Origin of the sequence: Rossellomorea aquimaris TF-12, assembly GCF_001648555.1 — a bacterium.
GTDB lineage: Bacteria > Bacillota > Bacilli > Bacillales > Bacillaceae_B > Rossellomorea > Rossellomorea aquimaris.
Genome location: NZ_LQXM01000030.1, coordinates 168,338 through 183,643 on the forward strand (window position 1 = coordinate 168,338; position 15,306 = coordinate 183,643).

Annotated in this window: 15 protein-coding genes; 6 read left to right on the top strand and 9 right to left on the bottom strand. The window is 39.7% G+C overall.

The features are described 5' to 3' along the window. Nucleotides 1–139 precede the first annotated feature (139 nt). From IQI_RS18090 to IQI_RS18095, 3 genes are all read right to left on the bottom strand, one after another. Nucleotides 140–775 (bottom strand): FMN-dependent NADH-azoreductase, encoded by a 636-nt coding sequence (locus IQI_RS18090; RefSeq protein ID WP_064094071.1) that lies wholly within the window; start codon nucleotides 773–775, stop codon nucleotides 140–142. Nucleotides 776–978: 203 nt separating this feature from the next. Beyond that, nucleotides 979–1,125: a hypothetical protein gene (locus IQI_RS20930; protein WP_197489775.1), complete on the bottom strand. Its 147-nt coding sequence runs from the start codon at nucleotides 1,123–1,125 to the stop codon at nucleotides 979–981. Between the two features lie 692 nt (nucleotides 1,126–1,817). Then, complete coding sequence (locus tag IQI_RS18095) at nucleotides 1,818–2,762, bottom strand: TRM11 family SAM-dependent methyltransferase (protein ID WP_064094072.1); 945 nt, start codon at nucleotides 2,760–2,762, stop codon at nucleotides 1,818–1,820. Nucleotides 2,763–3,003: 241 nt separating this feature from the next. Between IQI_RS18095 and IQI_RS18100 the strand changes: the two genes are divergently transcribed. Together IQI_RS18100 and nei are read left to right on the top strand one after the other, a co-directional pair. Next, entirely contained in the window at nucleotides 3,004–4,368 is a 1,365-nt protein-coding gene (locus tag IQI_RS18100; RefSeq protein ID WP_231893458.1) for a glucoamylase family protein, read from the top strand. Nucleotides 4,369–4,484: 116 nt separating this feature from the next. Then, nucleotides 4,485–5,306 (top strand): endonuclease VIII, encoded by an 822-nt coding sequence (gene nei, locus IQI_RS18105; RefSeq protein ID WP_064094074.1) that lies wholly within the window; start codon nucleotides 4,485–4,487, stop codon nucleotides 5,304–5,306. A 76-nt stretch (nucleotides 5,307–5,382) separates the two neighbouring features. Here nei and IQI_RS18110 read toward each other — a convergent pair whose 3' ends face one another. From IQI_RS18110 to IQI_RS18130, 5 genes are all read right to left on the bottom strand, one after another. Continuing rightward, nucleotides 5,383–6,819 (bottom strand): protein adenylyltransferase SelO, encoded by a 1,437-nt coding sequence (locus IQI_RS18110; protein ID WP_064094075.1) that lies wholly within the window; start codon nucleotides 6,817–6,819, stop codon nucleotides 5,383–5,385. Nucleotides 6,820–6,846: 27 nt separating this feature from the next. Continuing rightward, on the bottom strand, nucleotides 6,847–8,157 hold the full coding sequence (locus IQI_RS18115) for a lysine N(6)-hydroxylase/L-ornithine N(5)-oxygenase family protein (RefSeq protein ID WP_231893459.1): 1,311 nt from the start codon (nucleotides 8,155–8,157) through the stop codon (nucleotides 6,847–6,849). A gap of 538 nt (nucleotides 8,158–8,695) precedes the next feature. After that, nucleotides 8,696–10,030: a nucleoside recognition domain-containing protein gene (locus IQI_RS18120; RefSeq protein ID WP_408007948.1), complete on the bottom strand. Its 1,335-nt coding sequence runs from the start codon at nucleotides 10,028–10,030 to the stop codon at nucleotides 8,696–8,698. Nucleotides 10,031–10,073: 43 nt separating this feature from the next. After that, nucleotides 10,074–10,799 carry a FeoB small GTPase domain-containing protein gene (locus IQI_RS18125; RefSeq protein ID WP_064094076.1) on the bottom strand — a complete coding sequence of 242 codons (726 nt, stop codon included), beginning with the start codon at nucleotides 10,797–10,799 and terminating at the stop codon, nucleotides 10,074–10,076. Then, nucleotides 10,799–11,053, bottom strand: coding sequence for a FeoA family protein (locus tag IQI_RS18130; RefSeq protein ID WP_064094077.1), 255 nt, complete (start codon nucleotides 11,051–11,053; stop codon nucleotides 10,799–10,801). The genes IQI_RS18125 and IQI_RS18130 overlap by 1 nt, the downstream gene beginning before the upstream one ends. A 321-nt stretch (nucleotides 11,054–11,374) precedes the next feature. Here IQI_RS18130 and IQI_RS18135 point away from each other — a divergent pair, with 321 nt between their 5' ends. From IQI_RS18135 to IQI_RS18150, 4 genes are all read left to right on the top strand, one after another. Next, nucleotides 11,375–12,271, top strand: coding sequence for an ABC transporter permease subunit (locus IQI_RS18135; RefSeq protein ID WP_064094078.1), 897 nt, complete (start codon nucleotides 11,375–11,377; stop codon nucleotides 12,269–12,271). Continuing rightward, nucleotides 12,268–13,302 (top strand): ABC transporter permease subunit, encoded by a 1,035-nt coding sequence (locus IQI_RS18140; RefSeq protein ID WP_064094079.1) that lies wholly within the window; start codon nucleotides 12,268–12,270, stop codon nucleotides 13,300–13,302. The genes IQI_RS18135 and IQI_RS18140 overlap by 4 nt, the downstream gene beginning before the upstream one ends. Then, a complete protein-coding gene (locus IQI_RS18145) occupies nucleotides 13,299–13,895 on the top strand; it encodes a hypothetical protein (RefSeq protein ID WP_064094080.1) in 597 nt (198 codons plus the stop codon). The genes IQI_RS18140 and IQI_RS18145 overlap by 4 nt, the downstream gene beginning before the upstream one ends. Before the next feature lie 136 nt (nucleotides 13,896–14,031). Beyond that, on the top strand, nucleotides 14,032–14,730 hold the full coding sequence (locus IQI_RS18150; protein ID WP_064094081.1) for a DUF4386 domain-containing protein: 699 nt from the start codon (nucleotides 14,032–14,034) through the stop codon (nucleotides 14,728–14,730). Here the strand turns inward: IQI_RS18150 and IQI_RS18155 are convergent. Next, the gene (locus tag IQI_RS18155) at nucleotides 14,718–15,296 is read right to left on the bottom strand and encodes a Crp/Fnr family transcriptional regulator (RefSeq protein ID WP_064094082.1); all 579 of its coding nucleotides are present in this window, start codon (nucleotides 15,294–15,296) and stop codon (nucleotides 14,718–14,720) included. The genes IQI_RS18150 and IQI_RS18155 overlap by 13 nt on opposite strands. Between the last annotated feature and the right edge of the window lie 10 nt (nucleotides 15,297–15,306).

The window sequence follows — 15,306 nt, forward strand, 5'->3', positions numbered from 1 at the left end:
TTTTCATTCAAGTCAAAGGGGCTTAGTGAAATAGGACACACAGAAAGTCATACCATTGATATGGCTTTTTGTGTGCCAACTTACAGAAAAAAAACTTTAACAAAAAAAGAACCAACATTTGTTGGCTCTTTAAATACTATTAAAAAGTGTGAGCTAAATCCTTAGCTCGTCCAATTGCATCTTCTTTAATTTCTTGTGCTTTATCAGGCATGGCGGCATGGCCTTCTACAAATAAGCCTTCAAAGGAAGGTACCCCATAGAATTGCATGATAATATTTAAATAGCGGTGACCCATTTCCATTTGAGCTGCCGGTCCCTCTGAATAGATTCCTCCACGAGCTTGAATATGCAGGGCTTTTTTATCAGTTAAAAGACCAACTGGTCCTTGTTCTGTATATTTGAACGTTTTACCAGCCACAGAGACTGAGTCAATATATGCTTTCAATACTGGCGGGAAAGAAAAATTCCACAGAGGTGTAACGAATACATATTTGTCAGCTGAAATAAATTGATCACATAGTTCTGTGAGTCTGCTTACTTTTGTTTTCTCCTCTGATGAAAGTTCTTCAAAACCTTTTCCTGTTTGAAGTTTACCCCAACCACTAAAAACATCTGCATCAATATGTGGAATATGTTCCTTATAAAGGTCAACGTTTACGATTTCATCGTTTGGATTTGCTTCTTTATAAGTATCGATAAACGCCTTCCCGACAGCCATGCTGTAGGATTGTGTGTCATCATGTGGATGTGCTGTGATGTACAATACTTTTGCCATTTTGTTATTCCTTCTTTCTTTATAGTTTGTCATAGGTTGAGTGGGTACATTAGAACACGCCAATTATCCTATATTCAAATATATTTAATTCATATATATTGAATTAAAGATAATTCTATATAACTATACTTTAGAAAGCAAAGAAACTGCTCATAAAATAAAGAGGTACGTTTCATACTAACCATACCCCTTTTTATGTAGTATTATTCCATATTGCTCATATAAGGATTTCCACTTATACTTTTTCTCATTTCCTCTGTTAAAGTAAATTCTTCCTTTTTGTTTTCTTCATTTTCAAAATCGCTTATGTGTTGAATGCTTCCATCATAATGGAATGGTTTATTTTCCATATCATTTCACCCCCGACAATAGTAGTATATACAATATTTTACTAAATAATTTACGTTTATGAATGGTTAATTTAAAATATTTCTATTTGCTATAATTGTTAATTGGTAACATGAGTTCGTCATTGGCTCTGTCAATTAGATTGTGCAGGATGGAGAGGGGAACTGCTTCGCTTTCCGCGGACGTTCGGCCGAGCCTCCTCAGCTTCGCTTCCGGGGTCTCGGCACGACCGTACTTCCGCAGGAGTCTACGCATTTCTCCACACCATCTATAAAAAAGGCGTGACAGAGCAAAAAAGCAATTTATATAATATTTCTAGGAAGGAAGAAGAAATTGACCATTTCATCCTTTGAATAATTTTTTCTAATAGTTTTTAGATTTATTTTAGATTATTAAAAGATTCATGCTTAGAAAGTTGATTGGAGCGGAAGGTGCTCGACTCCTGCGGGAAAAGCGGGGCAGGTGAGACCCCGCAGGCGCAGCCGAGGAGGCTCACCGCCCGCCCCGCGGAAAGCGAGCACCTGGAGTGGAAATCAACCACTACTCACTTTTTAAATAGAATTAGTTGCACCCTGGTTGACAGAATTGGAAGCACTAAAATCTATGCGAAAAGAGCTTTTCACATAGAAAAAGAATGAAATCATTATGATTTCATCCTTTGTTCTAGTATAGAGCATGTATTAAAAAGTTTTCCTTACGCACAAACCAAAACCTGGCGAACAAATCTCCCTTTACTCACTTCAGCACGATCTTCAATCGTAAAGCCGGCTTTTTCAATAACGGAATCCACGTCTTCTAAGGTGATAATCACTACCTTCGTGGCAAATCTTCTGGCACTTCGAAGCATTTCGAGCTGTTCATCCTCTGTAATCACTGAGCATAAGTTGTAAGGAAGATCAATGATTGCTGCATCATAGTGGTCGGTGACGTCATTGATATCCTTAAGTGTTACTTCTCCATCTAAACCAAAATGCTCCATATTCTCCCTTACTCCTGAAAGGATCAAGGGGTTTCGATCGCTGCCTACAATATCGATTCCCATGGATAATGCTTCTATGAGTACCGTTCCAATTCCACAGCAAGGATCAATCATCTTGATTCCATCAGGATTGGGAGCAGCAATATTCACAGCTGCTCTTGCCAGTCGTGTGCCGAGTGCCGTGGAATAACTATGAGGCTTCCATTGGTGTCGAAGCCACACCGCTTCATTTTTTACGTACTTCCCAAATACCCATCGTTCATTTGTCTTCATAACCCCAAACCATATGGTGGGATCCACTAATTCGGCTTCACCTTTAAGATGCAAGCCCACTTCCTTCTCTATCTTTCGAAGCTTCTTAAAACCAACCTTTTCATCATCAGGGTTTTGGACAAAAACGACTTTGAATCCATCCAGTGCTTCTAACTGATTCACTGCTTCTAACAATTCTTCAAAACTATTCCCCTCGCAAATCACACCAAGTCTTTCCCTTATAAAAGGACTTCTGCTAGGATCAATTTTCACTGAACTTTCTAGAAGACTAGATTCAGAGCTCTTGCCAAATAATGCTCTTCTTTCTAAGGCACAAAGGGATTCTTCGTTACTCTCCCAAGAATAATTGTATATATACGTTTTCGTTTCTATTATGATCAACTCCATACGATGAATAAACTCTGTTAGTATACTAGCTTATTGTATCATATAGGACGGAAGTATTATTTTGGAAAATCTCCTTCATTTTATGTAATCGTAACATTCTCATTTACTAGTCTATTTGTCACAACTTCATCACTTTAGAACCACATTGTATTTTTCAGACAATTGTTACTATTTATCGATTTACGTGTTCTAACCACTCTTGTATACTTGGAATCGAAACGTTTCACCAAATTGAAAGGAAGTGAATTATTTGAAGAAATATTTATCAGTGCTTTTAGTCATGTTGCTAATTGCCAGTGCCACTCTCCCTTCTGCTGCACTTGCAGAACAAGATAACAAAGGAAAAGAGGTCGCTTTATCCAAACAATTGAAAGCGATTTCAAAGAAAACCTATCGATATTTTGAAGACTTTACAAATGAAGAAACAGGATTGACGTACGATGCCGTACGAATGGACGACGGTGAGATCACTTCTCAAGAATTCACGTCACCAACCAATATCTCAATGTATATGATGAGCACGATTGCAGCTGAAGATGCAGGCATAATTTCACGAGAAGAAGCTGTAAATAAAATTAAAAATACGCTGAATTCTTTAGATGGTATGGATAAATGGAACGGGTTATTTTACAACTGGTATAACACGGAAGATGCATCCCTCATGACCGATTGGGGACAATTCATCTCCACCGTAGATAATGGATGGCTTTCTGCCGGTTTGATTGTTGTAGGACAAGCCTATCCGGAACTCTATGACCAAGCACATGCACTTGTAGAAGATATGGATTACGCTAAACTTTACACACCAGAAGTAGGACAAATGAGAGGCGGATATGATGTAGCAACAGAGAGCTATACAGCTCACCATTATGGTGCCTTTTATACAGAACCTCGCGTAGCCAGCTATATCGCCATTGGAAAAGAAGATGTTCCAGAAGAACATTGGTGGAAAATGTTCCGCACTATGCCTGAAAGTTGGGACTGGCAAGCCCAAACCCCTGAAGGCTATACGGAAACGTATGATGGAATAGATGTGTTTGAAGGACATTATAGCTATAAGGGAACGAAATATGTACCAAGCTGGGGTGGAAGTATGTTTGAAGCCTTAATGCCACAGCTTGTCCTGAAGGAAAAGGAACTCGGAAAAAATGCCCTTGGTTTAAACAACAAGCGTCATGTAGACATCCAAATCCAATATGCCAAAGACCAAGGATATGAAGCTTGGGGCATGTCACCTGCAGCTACACCAGAAAATTATTCTGAATTTGCAGCGACTCCACTTGGAATGGATGGATATAAGGCTGATGGTACTGTCACTCCACACGCTACCTTTCTAGCACTGGAGTACGCACCAATGGAAGCTTTCGAGAATATTCAAGCATTGAAACGTTTCGACACCTACGATAAATATGGTTTCCTTGATTCTGTCAATGTAGAAACAGGAGAAGTGACCCAGGCATACCTCGCTTTAGATCAGGGTATGATCATGGTCTCAATCGCCAACTATTTACATGATGGAGTGATTAGAGATTACTTCCACCAAGATCAAATCGGAAAATCACCAGAGGATTTACTCATCAAAGAGACCTTTTCTATTAAAGAATAAAATGAATACCAATATAGAACAGCCCAAGTGAATTCACTTGGGCTGTTCGTCTATAAATCGGAAGGTTATTCCTCAGGCTAATAGGGGAACATCTATACTAAAAAGGAGTTGGAATGATGCCTGAAGGTCCAGAAATCAGAAGAGCAGCAGATGATATACAGCGTGCCCTTCAACATAAACCCGTATTAGATGTTCACTTTGCATTTCCACACTTAGGGGAATATGAAGACTTGTTAAAAGGAGCAGTGGTGACCCGTGTGGATACGAAAGGAAAAGCCATGCTCATCCGCTTTGACAATGGCTACAGCATCTATTCCCACAACCAGCTGTACGGGAAATGGTATGTAAGAAACGCCTACAACTATCCTAAAACCAATCGCCAGCTACGATTAGCCTTACATAATGAAAAAAAATCAGCCCTTCTTTATAGTGCGTCGGACATCGAAGTACTTCGGGATGAAGAGGTACCCCATCATCCTTTCGTCTCAAAAGTAGGTCCAGATCTATTAAGTGAAACGGTTACGATGGAGGAACTGCAACAACGCATAAGAGACAAGAAGTTTCACAGAAGAAAGTGGTCGATTCTGCTGTTAGATCAAGGATTTGTCGCTGGAATCGGAAATTACTTGAGGTCAGAGATTCTCTATGTAGCAGGAATCCATCCCTCCCTTCGTCCTATTGACTGTACAGATGAACAGATAGGCAAAGCAGCCAAAGGAATGTTGGAATTAATGCATCAATCATACACAACAGGAGGTATCACAAATGACCTTCAGCTTGTAGAAAAGCTAAAAGCAAAAGGCATGAAACGTTCTCGTTATCGTCATTGGGTATTTAATCGGGAAGGGGCAGCTTGTTTTGTGTGCGGGAGTGAAATTGAGAAAATCATGGCGGGTTCAAGGAGACTGTATTACTGTCCAGTGTGTCAGGCATTGTGATTCTCCCTTAAGAGTTTTATTTCAATAGAAAATGCAGCCCTCAAACGAGGGCTGCATTTTCAAACTAATAGGTTCATCACGTACCACAAAATGTACGGTAAGGACGGTCTGACGGTTCTGGCAACGTGGCGTACTTAGCCTGTTCGTCAGAGTACTCATAAGGATTTGAAAGAACTTCAAGAAGTCTCTCCATTACACTGTAGTCTCCTTGTTCCGCTGCTGATAAAGCTTCCTCCACCCGGTGGTTACGAGGAATGATCGCTGGATTGCTTTCCCTCATTAACTGGTAAGAAGAGTCTTTTGATTCTGTTTGCCTCGAAAGCCTCTCCTGCCAGCGCACTTTCCATTGAGTAAATTCAGTGGCCTTACATAGTGGAGAATGGTCCTCTTTATCCAACGTTAATCCACGGAAGGTGTTGGTAAAGTCAGCACGATGTTTCTCCATTATGTTATGAAGGTCTTCAATGAGAGCTTTATCTTTCTCCTCTTCATTAAATATCCCCAGTTTCTTTCTCATTCCTTTAAGCCAATGGGAGTAATACAATTTAGGAAATTCTGCAATCGTATCCTGGGCCAGTTTGAGAGACTCCTCTTGATTATCATGGAGAAGTGGCAATAGACTTTCAGCAAATCTCGCTAGATTCCAACCAGCAATAGGCGGCTGATTGCCGTACGCATATCGCCCTTGAGTATCAATGGAGCTGAATACGGTTGCTGGATGATATGTATCCATAAATGCGCATGGCCCATAATCAATGGTTTCTCCGCTAATCGTCATGTTGTCGGTGTTCATCACTCCGTGAATAAAGCCTACCAATTGCCATTTAGCAATGAGAGCAGCCTGACGTTTGATGACTTCCTTCAGAAGGAAAACATAAGGATTGGAAGCCGATTTCCCTTCTGGGTAGTGGCGTTCAATAGCATAATCAGCTAGTGCACGTAACTCCTCAACCGAGGCGAATTTGGAAGCATATTGAAACGTCCCTACTCGCAGATGACTTGCTGCAACACGAGTCAGAATTGCCCCCTCCTGTTTTGTTTGCCTGTAGATTGGTTCACCTGTTGTCACTACTGCTAAGCTGCGAGTCGTTGGAATACCAAGGCCATACATTCCTTCACTGATGATGTATTCACGCAGCATCGGTCCAAGCCCGGCTCGACCATCGCCTCCCCGTGAATAAGGAGTTCTACCAGGACCTTTTAGCTGTATATCAACTCGTTCATCCGTAGGAGTAACCTGCTCGCCAAGAAGGATGGCACGACCGTCCCCTAGCATATTAAAATGACCGAATTGATGACCCCCATAGGCTTGAGCAAGAGGGTCAGCCCCCTTTGGGATCTCATTACCAGCAAAAACGGCTGCCCGATCTTCCTTCAATCCAAGAGACGCTGCCAAGGAATGATTGAAAACCCTTAACTCCGGTGAGCTTACTGGAGTGGGGAGCTGTTTTGTAAAAAACGTTTCTGGAAGAGTAGCATAACTGTTCTCTAGATTCCACCCTGTTTCCATCATATCTCCTTCTTTTCGTTAGGTTTTGAATTACAGCTGATTAAACTTATCTGCATCGAAATTCTGGAACACATTCTTATCATGCATCGGGAATACTTCTCTTCCCACCAGGTGATTGATGATGACTTTGTTTCGGTGAACAGCAAGTCCTAAATTTGTGGACCCTACACCATGGGAATGAGAGATTCCACTATGGACATAGATTTGGTTAGGGATATTTAAACGCAAGCGATAGTCGGCTTCTACTTCATATCTGCCCTGGTCATCCCAATTCATATAGGAGCCTAAATTTTCTCGAATAAAGCCAGGTACATTCGGGCGATACCCTGTACCTACAATAACTACTTCACTTTCATGAGTGAAGTCTTTATCCTGCTGCCACTGATGACATTGAATTTCACACATATCGCCTTTCTGCTCTATCCCTTTCACTTCTGTCAGAACCTGTAACCCTAAGTTCATATCTTCACCTGAAACGGAATGTTCATAAAGTAAATTATAAATATCCGTTATCGTATGGGAGCTGATCCCTTTGTATAATAAATCTTGAGTTTTAAAGATTTCATCCTTTTTTTCTTGTGGGAATTGATAGAAATAATTCACATAATCCGGAGAGAATTGCTCTACACTCAGTTTTGATTCTTCCATGGACAGGAAGCTCTTCGAACGAGTGATCCACGTTAATTTGTAAGGATGCTCCATTCTCTCTTTTAATAATTCACGGAACGCTTCTGCAGCACTTTGACCAGACCCGATAACCGTAATCGATTTTGCTTTTCGACAGCGATCTTGATTTTCAAGAAATTTTGACGTATGGAATACGTTTTCTTCTGGAAGACCTTGAAACGTTTTTGGCAGTACAGGAATACTTCCTGTTCCTAGCACAAGATTTTTACTATGGTATGTAGCCTGTTCATTCGTATGAACATCTTCAACTGTTACAGTAAAATAGTTTTCACTTTCATTATAATCCAATTCAACAACCTTTTTTCCAAAACGACAATTGTCCAATTCATTGGCAACCCACTGACAATAATCATTGTATTCCCTTCTTGGAATATCCAATCGTTGCAGGAAGTAAAAAGGATACAAGCGGTTCTTCTGAGATAAATAATTTAAAAAGCTATATTGATTTGTAGGATCCGCCAACGTCACTAAGTCCGCCATAAACGGAACCTGCAGCCTTGTCCCTACAATTAACATCCCCTTATGCCAATCAAACTGTGGTTTTTGGTCAAAAAAGACCGCATCCACCTCACAATTCCCTTCCAATAAAGCCGCAAGACTCAAATTGAAAGGTCCAACCCCAACTCCAATTAAATCATACATTTTGCTAGACACGACAAAACTTCCTCCCTTAGTGCTCTTTGTTCTATTATTAGGAGAAAAGAATAAAGTGATACCCATTGTCTCCTATATAAAAGGGTAACGTAACCGGGGATGGATGTCACGGGTTGTTTGTTTCACACATTGTTTCACGAGTACAATTAAAACTCACCTTTTAAAAAGGATATTAACGCAAAGATTGTTGTTTTATTAAATATTCTTTACCGATTTCTCTGTCAATCAGTATGTGCTAGGTGGCAGATAGCATTCGGCCGCGCCTCCTCATTGCTTAGTTGTGCAAAGAGCAAACAAAGAAAAAGTATTTCAACTATACAAGCAAAAATCAATGACTGTACACATTGAAAAAATGATGTTCTCTAAACGTGAAAGGAATTTAGATTCGTCTATATTAAAATACTCCTGCTTTAGAAAGTGGATTGGAGTGATATCAACCACTTCTCTCTTTTCAAGAGCAACAAAGTTTATGAAAATAGCCTATAAAAAAAAAGCAGGAGCAACTGCTCCTACTTCTTTATAAAATACGATGCTCGCTTTACACCCAACCCATTCCTCTAACAATCGTTGCAACAAGGAAGGTTACTGCAATGGCAATCGCAGTTGGGATGGCGAAGGATAAAAACGTCCACTTTTTACTCTTTGTTTCTTTATAAATATTTACAAGCGTTGTTCCACAAGGGAAATGGAGCAGGGAGAATAACATCATGCTTAACGCCGTTAACCAGGTCCAGCCATGGCTGACGAAAACGGCCTTCAATTCCGTTAAATCATCAAGCTCCAGCATCGCACCTTGTGACAGATATGCCATGATCAAAATGGGAACAACAATTTCGTTCGCAGGTAATCCAAGAATGAAAGCGGCCATAATGAACCCATCCATCCCGAGAGCCTGACCAAATGGGTCAAGGAAATTAACAAAGTACATGAGAACACTAGTGTCACCGATATAAATATTCGCCACAATCCATGTCAGAATCGATGCTGGCGCAGCCACGATGACGGCTCTTTTTAACACATACCATGATTTATCGATACTAGAACGCAATACAGTGTTCCAAAATTTTGGACGTCTATAGGGAGGAAGCTCTAATGTATATTGAGTTGGTACCCCTTTTAAGGCTGTTTTGGATAATACCCATGATACCGAGATGGTCACAACGATACCGATCAGCACCATGGACATGACCATCGCAGCTGTAACAAGTGAAGCTGACGCACCTGCGTATCCTGCCGCCATAAATAGAGAAGCAAGCAAAATCAACGTAGGCCACCGGCCATTACATGGAACAAAGTTATTTGTCAAAATCGCAAGCATTCTTTCTCTTGGTGATTCGATGATTCTGGTTGACATAATCGCTGCCGCATTACAACCGAATCCCATCGCCATAGTAAGTGACTGTTTTCCATGTCCACCTGCCTTTTTAAACAGTCGATCCATGTTAAAAGCAACACGAGGTAAGTAACCATAATTCTCTAAAAGTGCAAAAGCAGGAAAGAAAATCGCCATTGGAGGAAGCATGACACTGATTACCCATCCAGTTCCTCTAAAAAATCCAAGGACCAATACGCCGTGTAGCCAAGCCGGAGCATTCAGTGCATTAAATAAAACAGTCAGTTGCCCTTCCATCCAAGCAAATCCTTGGGCCAGCATACTCGAAGGGACATTAGCACCAGCAATCGTCAAATAGAAAACCGCTCCAAGCATAGCAAGCATGATTGGGAATCCCCAAATTGGTGACGTTAGCACTTTATCCAGCTTCTCAGAGTGAATTCTATCTTTATTTTTGTAGCTCACGACTTCTTTACAGATGGATCGACTCGTACTATAAATATTTTCAACAATTTCATCTCGCAGGTTTTCACTCGACATCCCTTTCGCGTGGTTAAGCAGGTACGTTAGGGATTGATCACCTTCATGTGGTTGCATTGACCGAGACATTGGATACTCCTCCTCCTTTACTCTCTTTTCTGAAATAATTGTTTAGTGACTCAATAATACTTTCATCACCGTCTAATAAACGTAATGCAATCCATCGAATTGGAAAGTCATCCCCGATCATTTGTCTTACCTTCGGTGTCAGCTCTTCTATTTTCGCTTCAATATCTTCTGAATAGGTCATTCGATAAGGGTTTGTGGGTACATTCCCCTTAGCCATTTCATCAACCGTATCCAACAACTCTTTAATTCCAGTTTTATTTCTTGCGGATATTTTCACAACTGGAGCTCCAAGCTTCATACTAAGAGCCTCACTATTTACTTCAATCCCTTTTTTCTTTGCTTCATCCATCAGGTTCAAACAAACAATGACCCGATCGGTCATCTCTAATACTTGAAGAGCAAGATTTAAATTCCGTTCAATCGAAGTGGCATCCAAGACCACCAATGTTACCTCCGGCTTTTCAAATACAATGTAATCACGAGCCACCTCTTCATCAGCAGAATTGGAGTAAAGGGAATACGTTCCCGGTAAGTCTATAATGGTGAATTTTGATTCGTTATGACGAAACTCCCCTTCTGCATGAATGACGGTTTTTCCCGGCCAATTTCCTGTATGCTGACGTAAGCCTGTTAATAAGTTAAACAGTGTACTTTTTCCTGTATTCGGATTTCCGGCTAGAGCTATTCTATATGAACTCATCACTCATCCCCTCCTATCTTTTCCACGATAATTTTCGAGCTTTCCTCTTTTCTTAATGCAATCGTTGTATCACTCACTCGAAATGCCATCGGATCCCCTAGGGGACTTTTTTGTATTACCTTAAGCTCCGATCCCCTTACAAACCCTAAATCTAGTAATCTTCTTCTCATCGTACCTTCTAATGATAATGATTTTATAAGAACTTCATCCCCTGGTTTACATTCAGACAGAAGCATGTTTTTTGATTCGGACATCTTTCATTCCTCCAGTAAAGTATATTGCCTGTTCCATAAAAAGTTTCCTCGATGCAACTTTATAGTTTCATCATATTCCCCATAGGACCAATTTGTCAAAAAAAGTTTGAAAATAATTCTTACAAAATTGAAAGGTATTTTTTGATTTAGCTCTGTCGTCTTCTCTCAAACATTAATACCAAAGGAAAAATTTCAAACCATTAAAATATACATTTAATTAATTGTTCATTTTTAACATTATTGTAAAAAATAAAATTATTTTGTAATTATTGACATAAACTTTTATACTTAAAGAACTAGTTACTGTTAGGAGTTGTTTTCATGAACAGAGGCAATACCATTACCTTACCTATGCAATTTGTACTTACATGTTTTGGATTATTCCTTTTTAGTGGCGCTGGTTCACTGCTTGCCTATGATAGCGAATTAGTGATCATGCTGGGTAAATACATTCAAACTTTGAGGGAAATCGTTCAAGATTTTTTTCACCCAACCTCTATTATCATCGAAATTGGAGAGCCCTTTGATACCAAGAGCTATCCAATTTATCCACTGTTTTTTCAGTTGTTCGGCTACTCATTTTCCCTTTTACTTCTTGCATTTTTACTCGCAACCTTTATATCTACCATTCTAAGTTACTTATTTATGTTTCTGCCAAGAAACGTGTACCGTTTCTGCTTTCGGTTGCTGGATTTGTTAGATTCCCTTCCAGATGTACTCATCATTGTCTTTATCCAGCTTTTCATCATTTGGTTTTTCAAGAAAACTGATATCCTGTTGTTTGACATCTATACGCTAGGTGAAGAAAAAATCTATCTTCTTCCTATTATATGTCTTGCTGTCATGCCTATCGCTTTCTTAACCAAGCATTTTTTATTCCAGCTTCGTGAAGAACAAGAAAAACCATACGTAGAATACTCATTTTCAAAGGGCTTCTCTAAAGCCTATACGATTTGGGTTCACCTGTTTCGGAATGTTTGGATTCACTTTTATTACCACATTAAACCGATTTTTCTACTCATGCTGTCAAACCTATTAATTATTGAGATCCTTTTTAATATTCATGGGTTTATGAATATACTCCTTGATGTATCCAGCAATACACCAAGTGCATTTTTCTTAGGGATGCTGATGATTTACATTCCATTCTTTGTTGTATTTTCAATGGGAGCTGTGTTCTTAAAAAAATGGCTGCCTGACGAGGAGGTTCGTTCATGAATATCTTTCGATCGCTTCGATTTTGGCTGCCCCTAAGCTTTCTGATCATCCTGCTGGCTGCGAGCTTTATAATCTCTGCATTCTATCCTGAGCTTTTGGAGCAGGGGCCGCCCTATTTAAAAGATGAAGAAACAGGAGAGTTACTTGCTGATCCTCCCTATACACCGTCTGAAATGAAGCCATTGGGGAGCGATAAACTGGGGAGAAACCTGTTCTATATCTTGATTGCAGGAGCAAAATACACCCTATTATCAGCTGCTATTATTGCTCTTCTTCGCATGATTGGAGGATTTGCATTTGGTATTGTGTATGCTTTTCTTCCAAGTTGGAGCAGACAGGTTATCAAAGGAATTGGGGATACATTCAACTTTATCCCACTAGCGATTATTGCCTTTGTGCTTCTCACTCCTTTACAGCTTGCCTTTCAGTCAGGCGCATTGTTCTCATTTCGTTTTCTCGTCATTGAAATCATCGTGATATCCGTCATCGTCATCCCTTCTCTCGGTATGTACATAGGAGAAGAGATAAAGGAATATTTGAAAAATGATTTCATTACCGTTTCCAGGCAAATTGGTGCAAGCAAATTCTATATTATTAAAAAGCACTTGCCACCACAGTTCAGCAGAAATGCTCTTGTTATGTTTTCAGAACAGCTTTCGCAAACACTTTATTTACTCATCCAGCTTGGTGTCCTTTACATTTGTTTAGGTGGACTTAAGATCGTGGAATTTGGCATCATGGAATCGGTACCTGAATACTTTTCTTATACAAATGAATGGGCAGCAACCATGAGTATTAACCTCCATCAGGTGTTCCTTTATACATGGCTAGCCCTTGCTCCTCTTGGATTCTTTGCTGTATCGATTTTCTGCGTCAATGAAATCACACGGTTCCTTAAAGAGGTATTGCTCGAGGATACGATTGCTGTTAAAAAGAACAAACAAGAAAACATAGCTCCTTACTCTTCAAAGGAACTTGAAGAACCATTCACTTTCTCACGTAACGTCCATTCAAAGGAGGGCTTCCATTGAAAATAAAACTAAGCGCTGCCCTTCTTTTTGCTTTCCTATTGTTAACAGGCTGTCGGGTGGAGATGGCGACGGAACAGGTACATCCTATTCCAAAGCCTACGGGTATAAAAGTTGATATTGCCGGAACCGTTATGCTTCAGGAAAAAGAACTTATTGTTGAAGGACAAACCAATCTCCCGAAAGATGCCATCATGTATGCTGGAATCAAAGAATATGGAGATCATGAATCATACGCCAGGGTGATCAATGCTAAGGCCGAGGAATTTGAAGAATATATAGCTGAAGGTACTGGAAAGGTGAATGATGAGGGACAATTTCAAATAAGAATTGATCGCATCAATCCAAAAAAACGATACAAACTGGAAGTTCTCTTCAACCCAGCCATACAAAAATCAAAAATCCAGGAAATCTACGGAATGACAGGAGAAAATATTAGGACCAACATCGGGTACACAGAATTCAAACACAACGGAAACTTCGTGAATGGGATGATAAAGGTTGCTCCAATTGTAAACATCGATGACTACAGCGGCAATGGGTTCAAATGGAACTTAACGGACGTGTTTCAAGGGAAATCCAGACCACTACAATAAAACATAAAAACAGCATCATTCAAACATGAATGATGCTGTTTTTTTCTACTATTCTATTGACTTAAGTCAATGAGACATTTTACTGATGGAGGTACAATACATATAATCTTGATACTGATTTTAAAGGAGGTTCTTAATGAAAACATCATTAATAAACCAAAATATTCAACGGTCATCAGCAATCATTGCAGGTGTTTCATTACTCATCATGGCAGTTGCAGCTTTTATATCTTACGGTTATGTTCATCTTTCACTGATGGTAAGTGGAGATCCTGCTTCAACAGTCCGAAACATCCAAGAATCCTTCTCCTTATTTCAATTAGAAATCGTTGGATGGGTTGTTATCATTCTTTTAGACATTGTTATTTCATGGGCTTTTTATGTTTATTTAAAGCCTGTGCACGCAGAATACTCCCTATTGGCAGCCTGGCTTCGCCTGATCTATACGTCCATACTCGTTTCTGCTGTTTCAAATTTAATTACGGCTAGCAGAATCCTCCAAGAAAACACTTTTTCAACTGAAATGCTTGCTTCAAAGATCATGACATCTATAGGAAGTTTTGAATCCATTTGGTCAATCGGGTTAATTGTATTTGGCACACATCTAATCTTGATTGGTTACGTCGCGATGAAAGCCACTCATATTCCTAAGTGGATCAGTATTTTATTAATAGTAGCTGGAGTCAGCTACATGCTTATTCATGTATTACATGGTTTTCTCCCACAGTTTGATAGCGTAACGACAATATTGAGCATACCGATGATGATTGGTGAAGTAGGATTTGGTATCTGGCTATTGCTAAAAGGGGGAAAGGTCAATCCTTACATGGAATGATGCCGTTTTTTAATGCGGCTCAATGACTCTGGAGTGATACCAAGATAACTGGCAAGCTGATGCTGTGGTACTCTGTTGACTAGGTCCGGCCTCTCTTTCTGTAAATCTTTATATCGATCTTCTGGTTTTGAAGAGATAAACGCAGCAAAATCATCCTTCATTTTACCCATATCTTCTTCCACCATTTTACGAACCATCCTTTCAAGAAAAGGATTTTCATTATAAAGATTTTGCTCTACTGTTACATCACCAACGACCATAACACTGTCTTCAAGACAAACCAAAGAATAGTTAGATGCTTTATCAATCGTATGCTGATTAAAAACAGTTACACTCTGCTCTTCTGTATAAAAATCCGATGTAATTTCTTTACCTGACTCATCAACAGAAAACTGTCGGACACATCCTTTTAATACAAAGTAACATTTATCAGGAACCTCACCTTGACGTAATAGAATGCTCCCCTTCTCAAAAGTAGCAACCGGAACATCTGCTGCCACTTTTTCAAGTTCGGGCTCACTTAATTCAGAAAAGCGTTTCATATAGTTAATAAGGATTTCTTTCATACATTGCCCC

Bases quoted from the DNA above. Each gene is read 5' to 3' on its own strand.
- IQI_RS18090 (WP_064094071.1), bottom strand. From the start codon at position 775: ATGGCAAAAGTATTGTACATCACAGCACATCCACATGATGACACACAA.
- IQI_RS20930 (WP_197489775.1), bottom strand. From the start codon at position 1,125: ATGGAAAATAAACCATTCCATTATGATGGAAGCATTCAACACATAAGC.
- IQI_RS18095 (WP_064094072.1), bottom strand. From the start codon at position 2,762: ATGGAGTTGATCATAATAGAAACGAAAACGTATATATACAATTATTCT.
- nei (WP_064094074.1), top strand. From the start codon at position 4,485: ATGCCTGAAGGTCCAGAAATCAGAAGAGCAGCAGATGATATACAGCGT.
- IQI_RS18110 (WP_064094075.1), bottom strand. From the start codon at position 6,819: ATGATGGAAACAGGGTGGAATCTAGAGAACAGTTATGCTACTCTTCCA.
- IQI_RS18120 (WP_408007948.1), bottom strand. From the start codon at position 10,030: ATGTCGAGTGAAAACCTGCGAGATGAAATTGTTGAAAATATTTATAGT.
- IQI_RS18125 (WP_064094076.1), bottom strand. From the start codon at position 10,799: ATGAGTTCATATAGAATAGCTCTAGCCGGAAATCCGAATACAGGAAAA.
- IQI_RS18130 (WP_064094077.1), bottom strand. From the start codon at position 11,053: ATGTCCGAATCAAAAAACATGCTTCTGTCTGAATGTAAACCAGGGGAT.
- IQI_RS18135 (WP_064094078.1), top strand. From the start codon at position 11,375: ATGAACAGAGGCAATACCATTACCTTACCTATGCAATTTGTACTTACA.
- IQI_RS18140 (WP_064094079.1), top strand. From the start codon at position 12,268: ATGAATATCTTTCGATCGCTTCGATTTTGGCTGCCCCTAAGCTTTCTG.
- IQI_RS18150 (WP_064094081.1), top strand. From the start codon at position 14,032: ATGAAAACATCATTAATAAACCAAAATATTCAACGGTCATCAGCAATC.
- IQI_RS18155 (WP_064094082.1), bottom strand. From the start codon at position 15,296: ATGAAAGAAATCCTTATTAACTATATGAAACGCTTTTCTGAATTAAGT.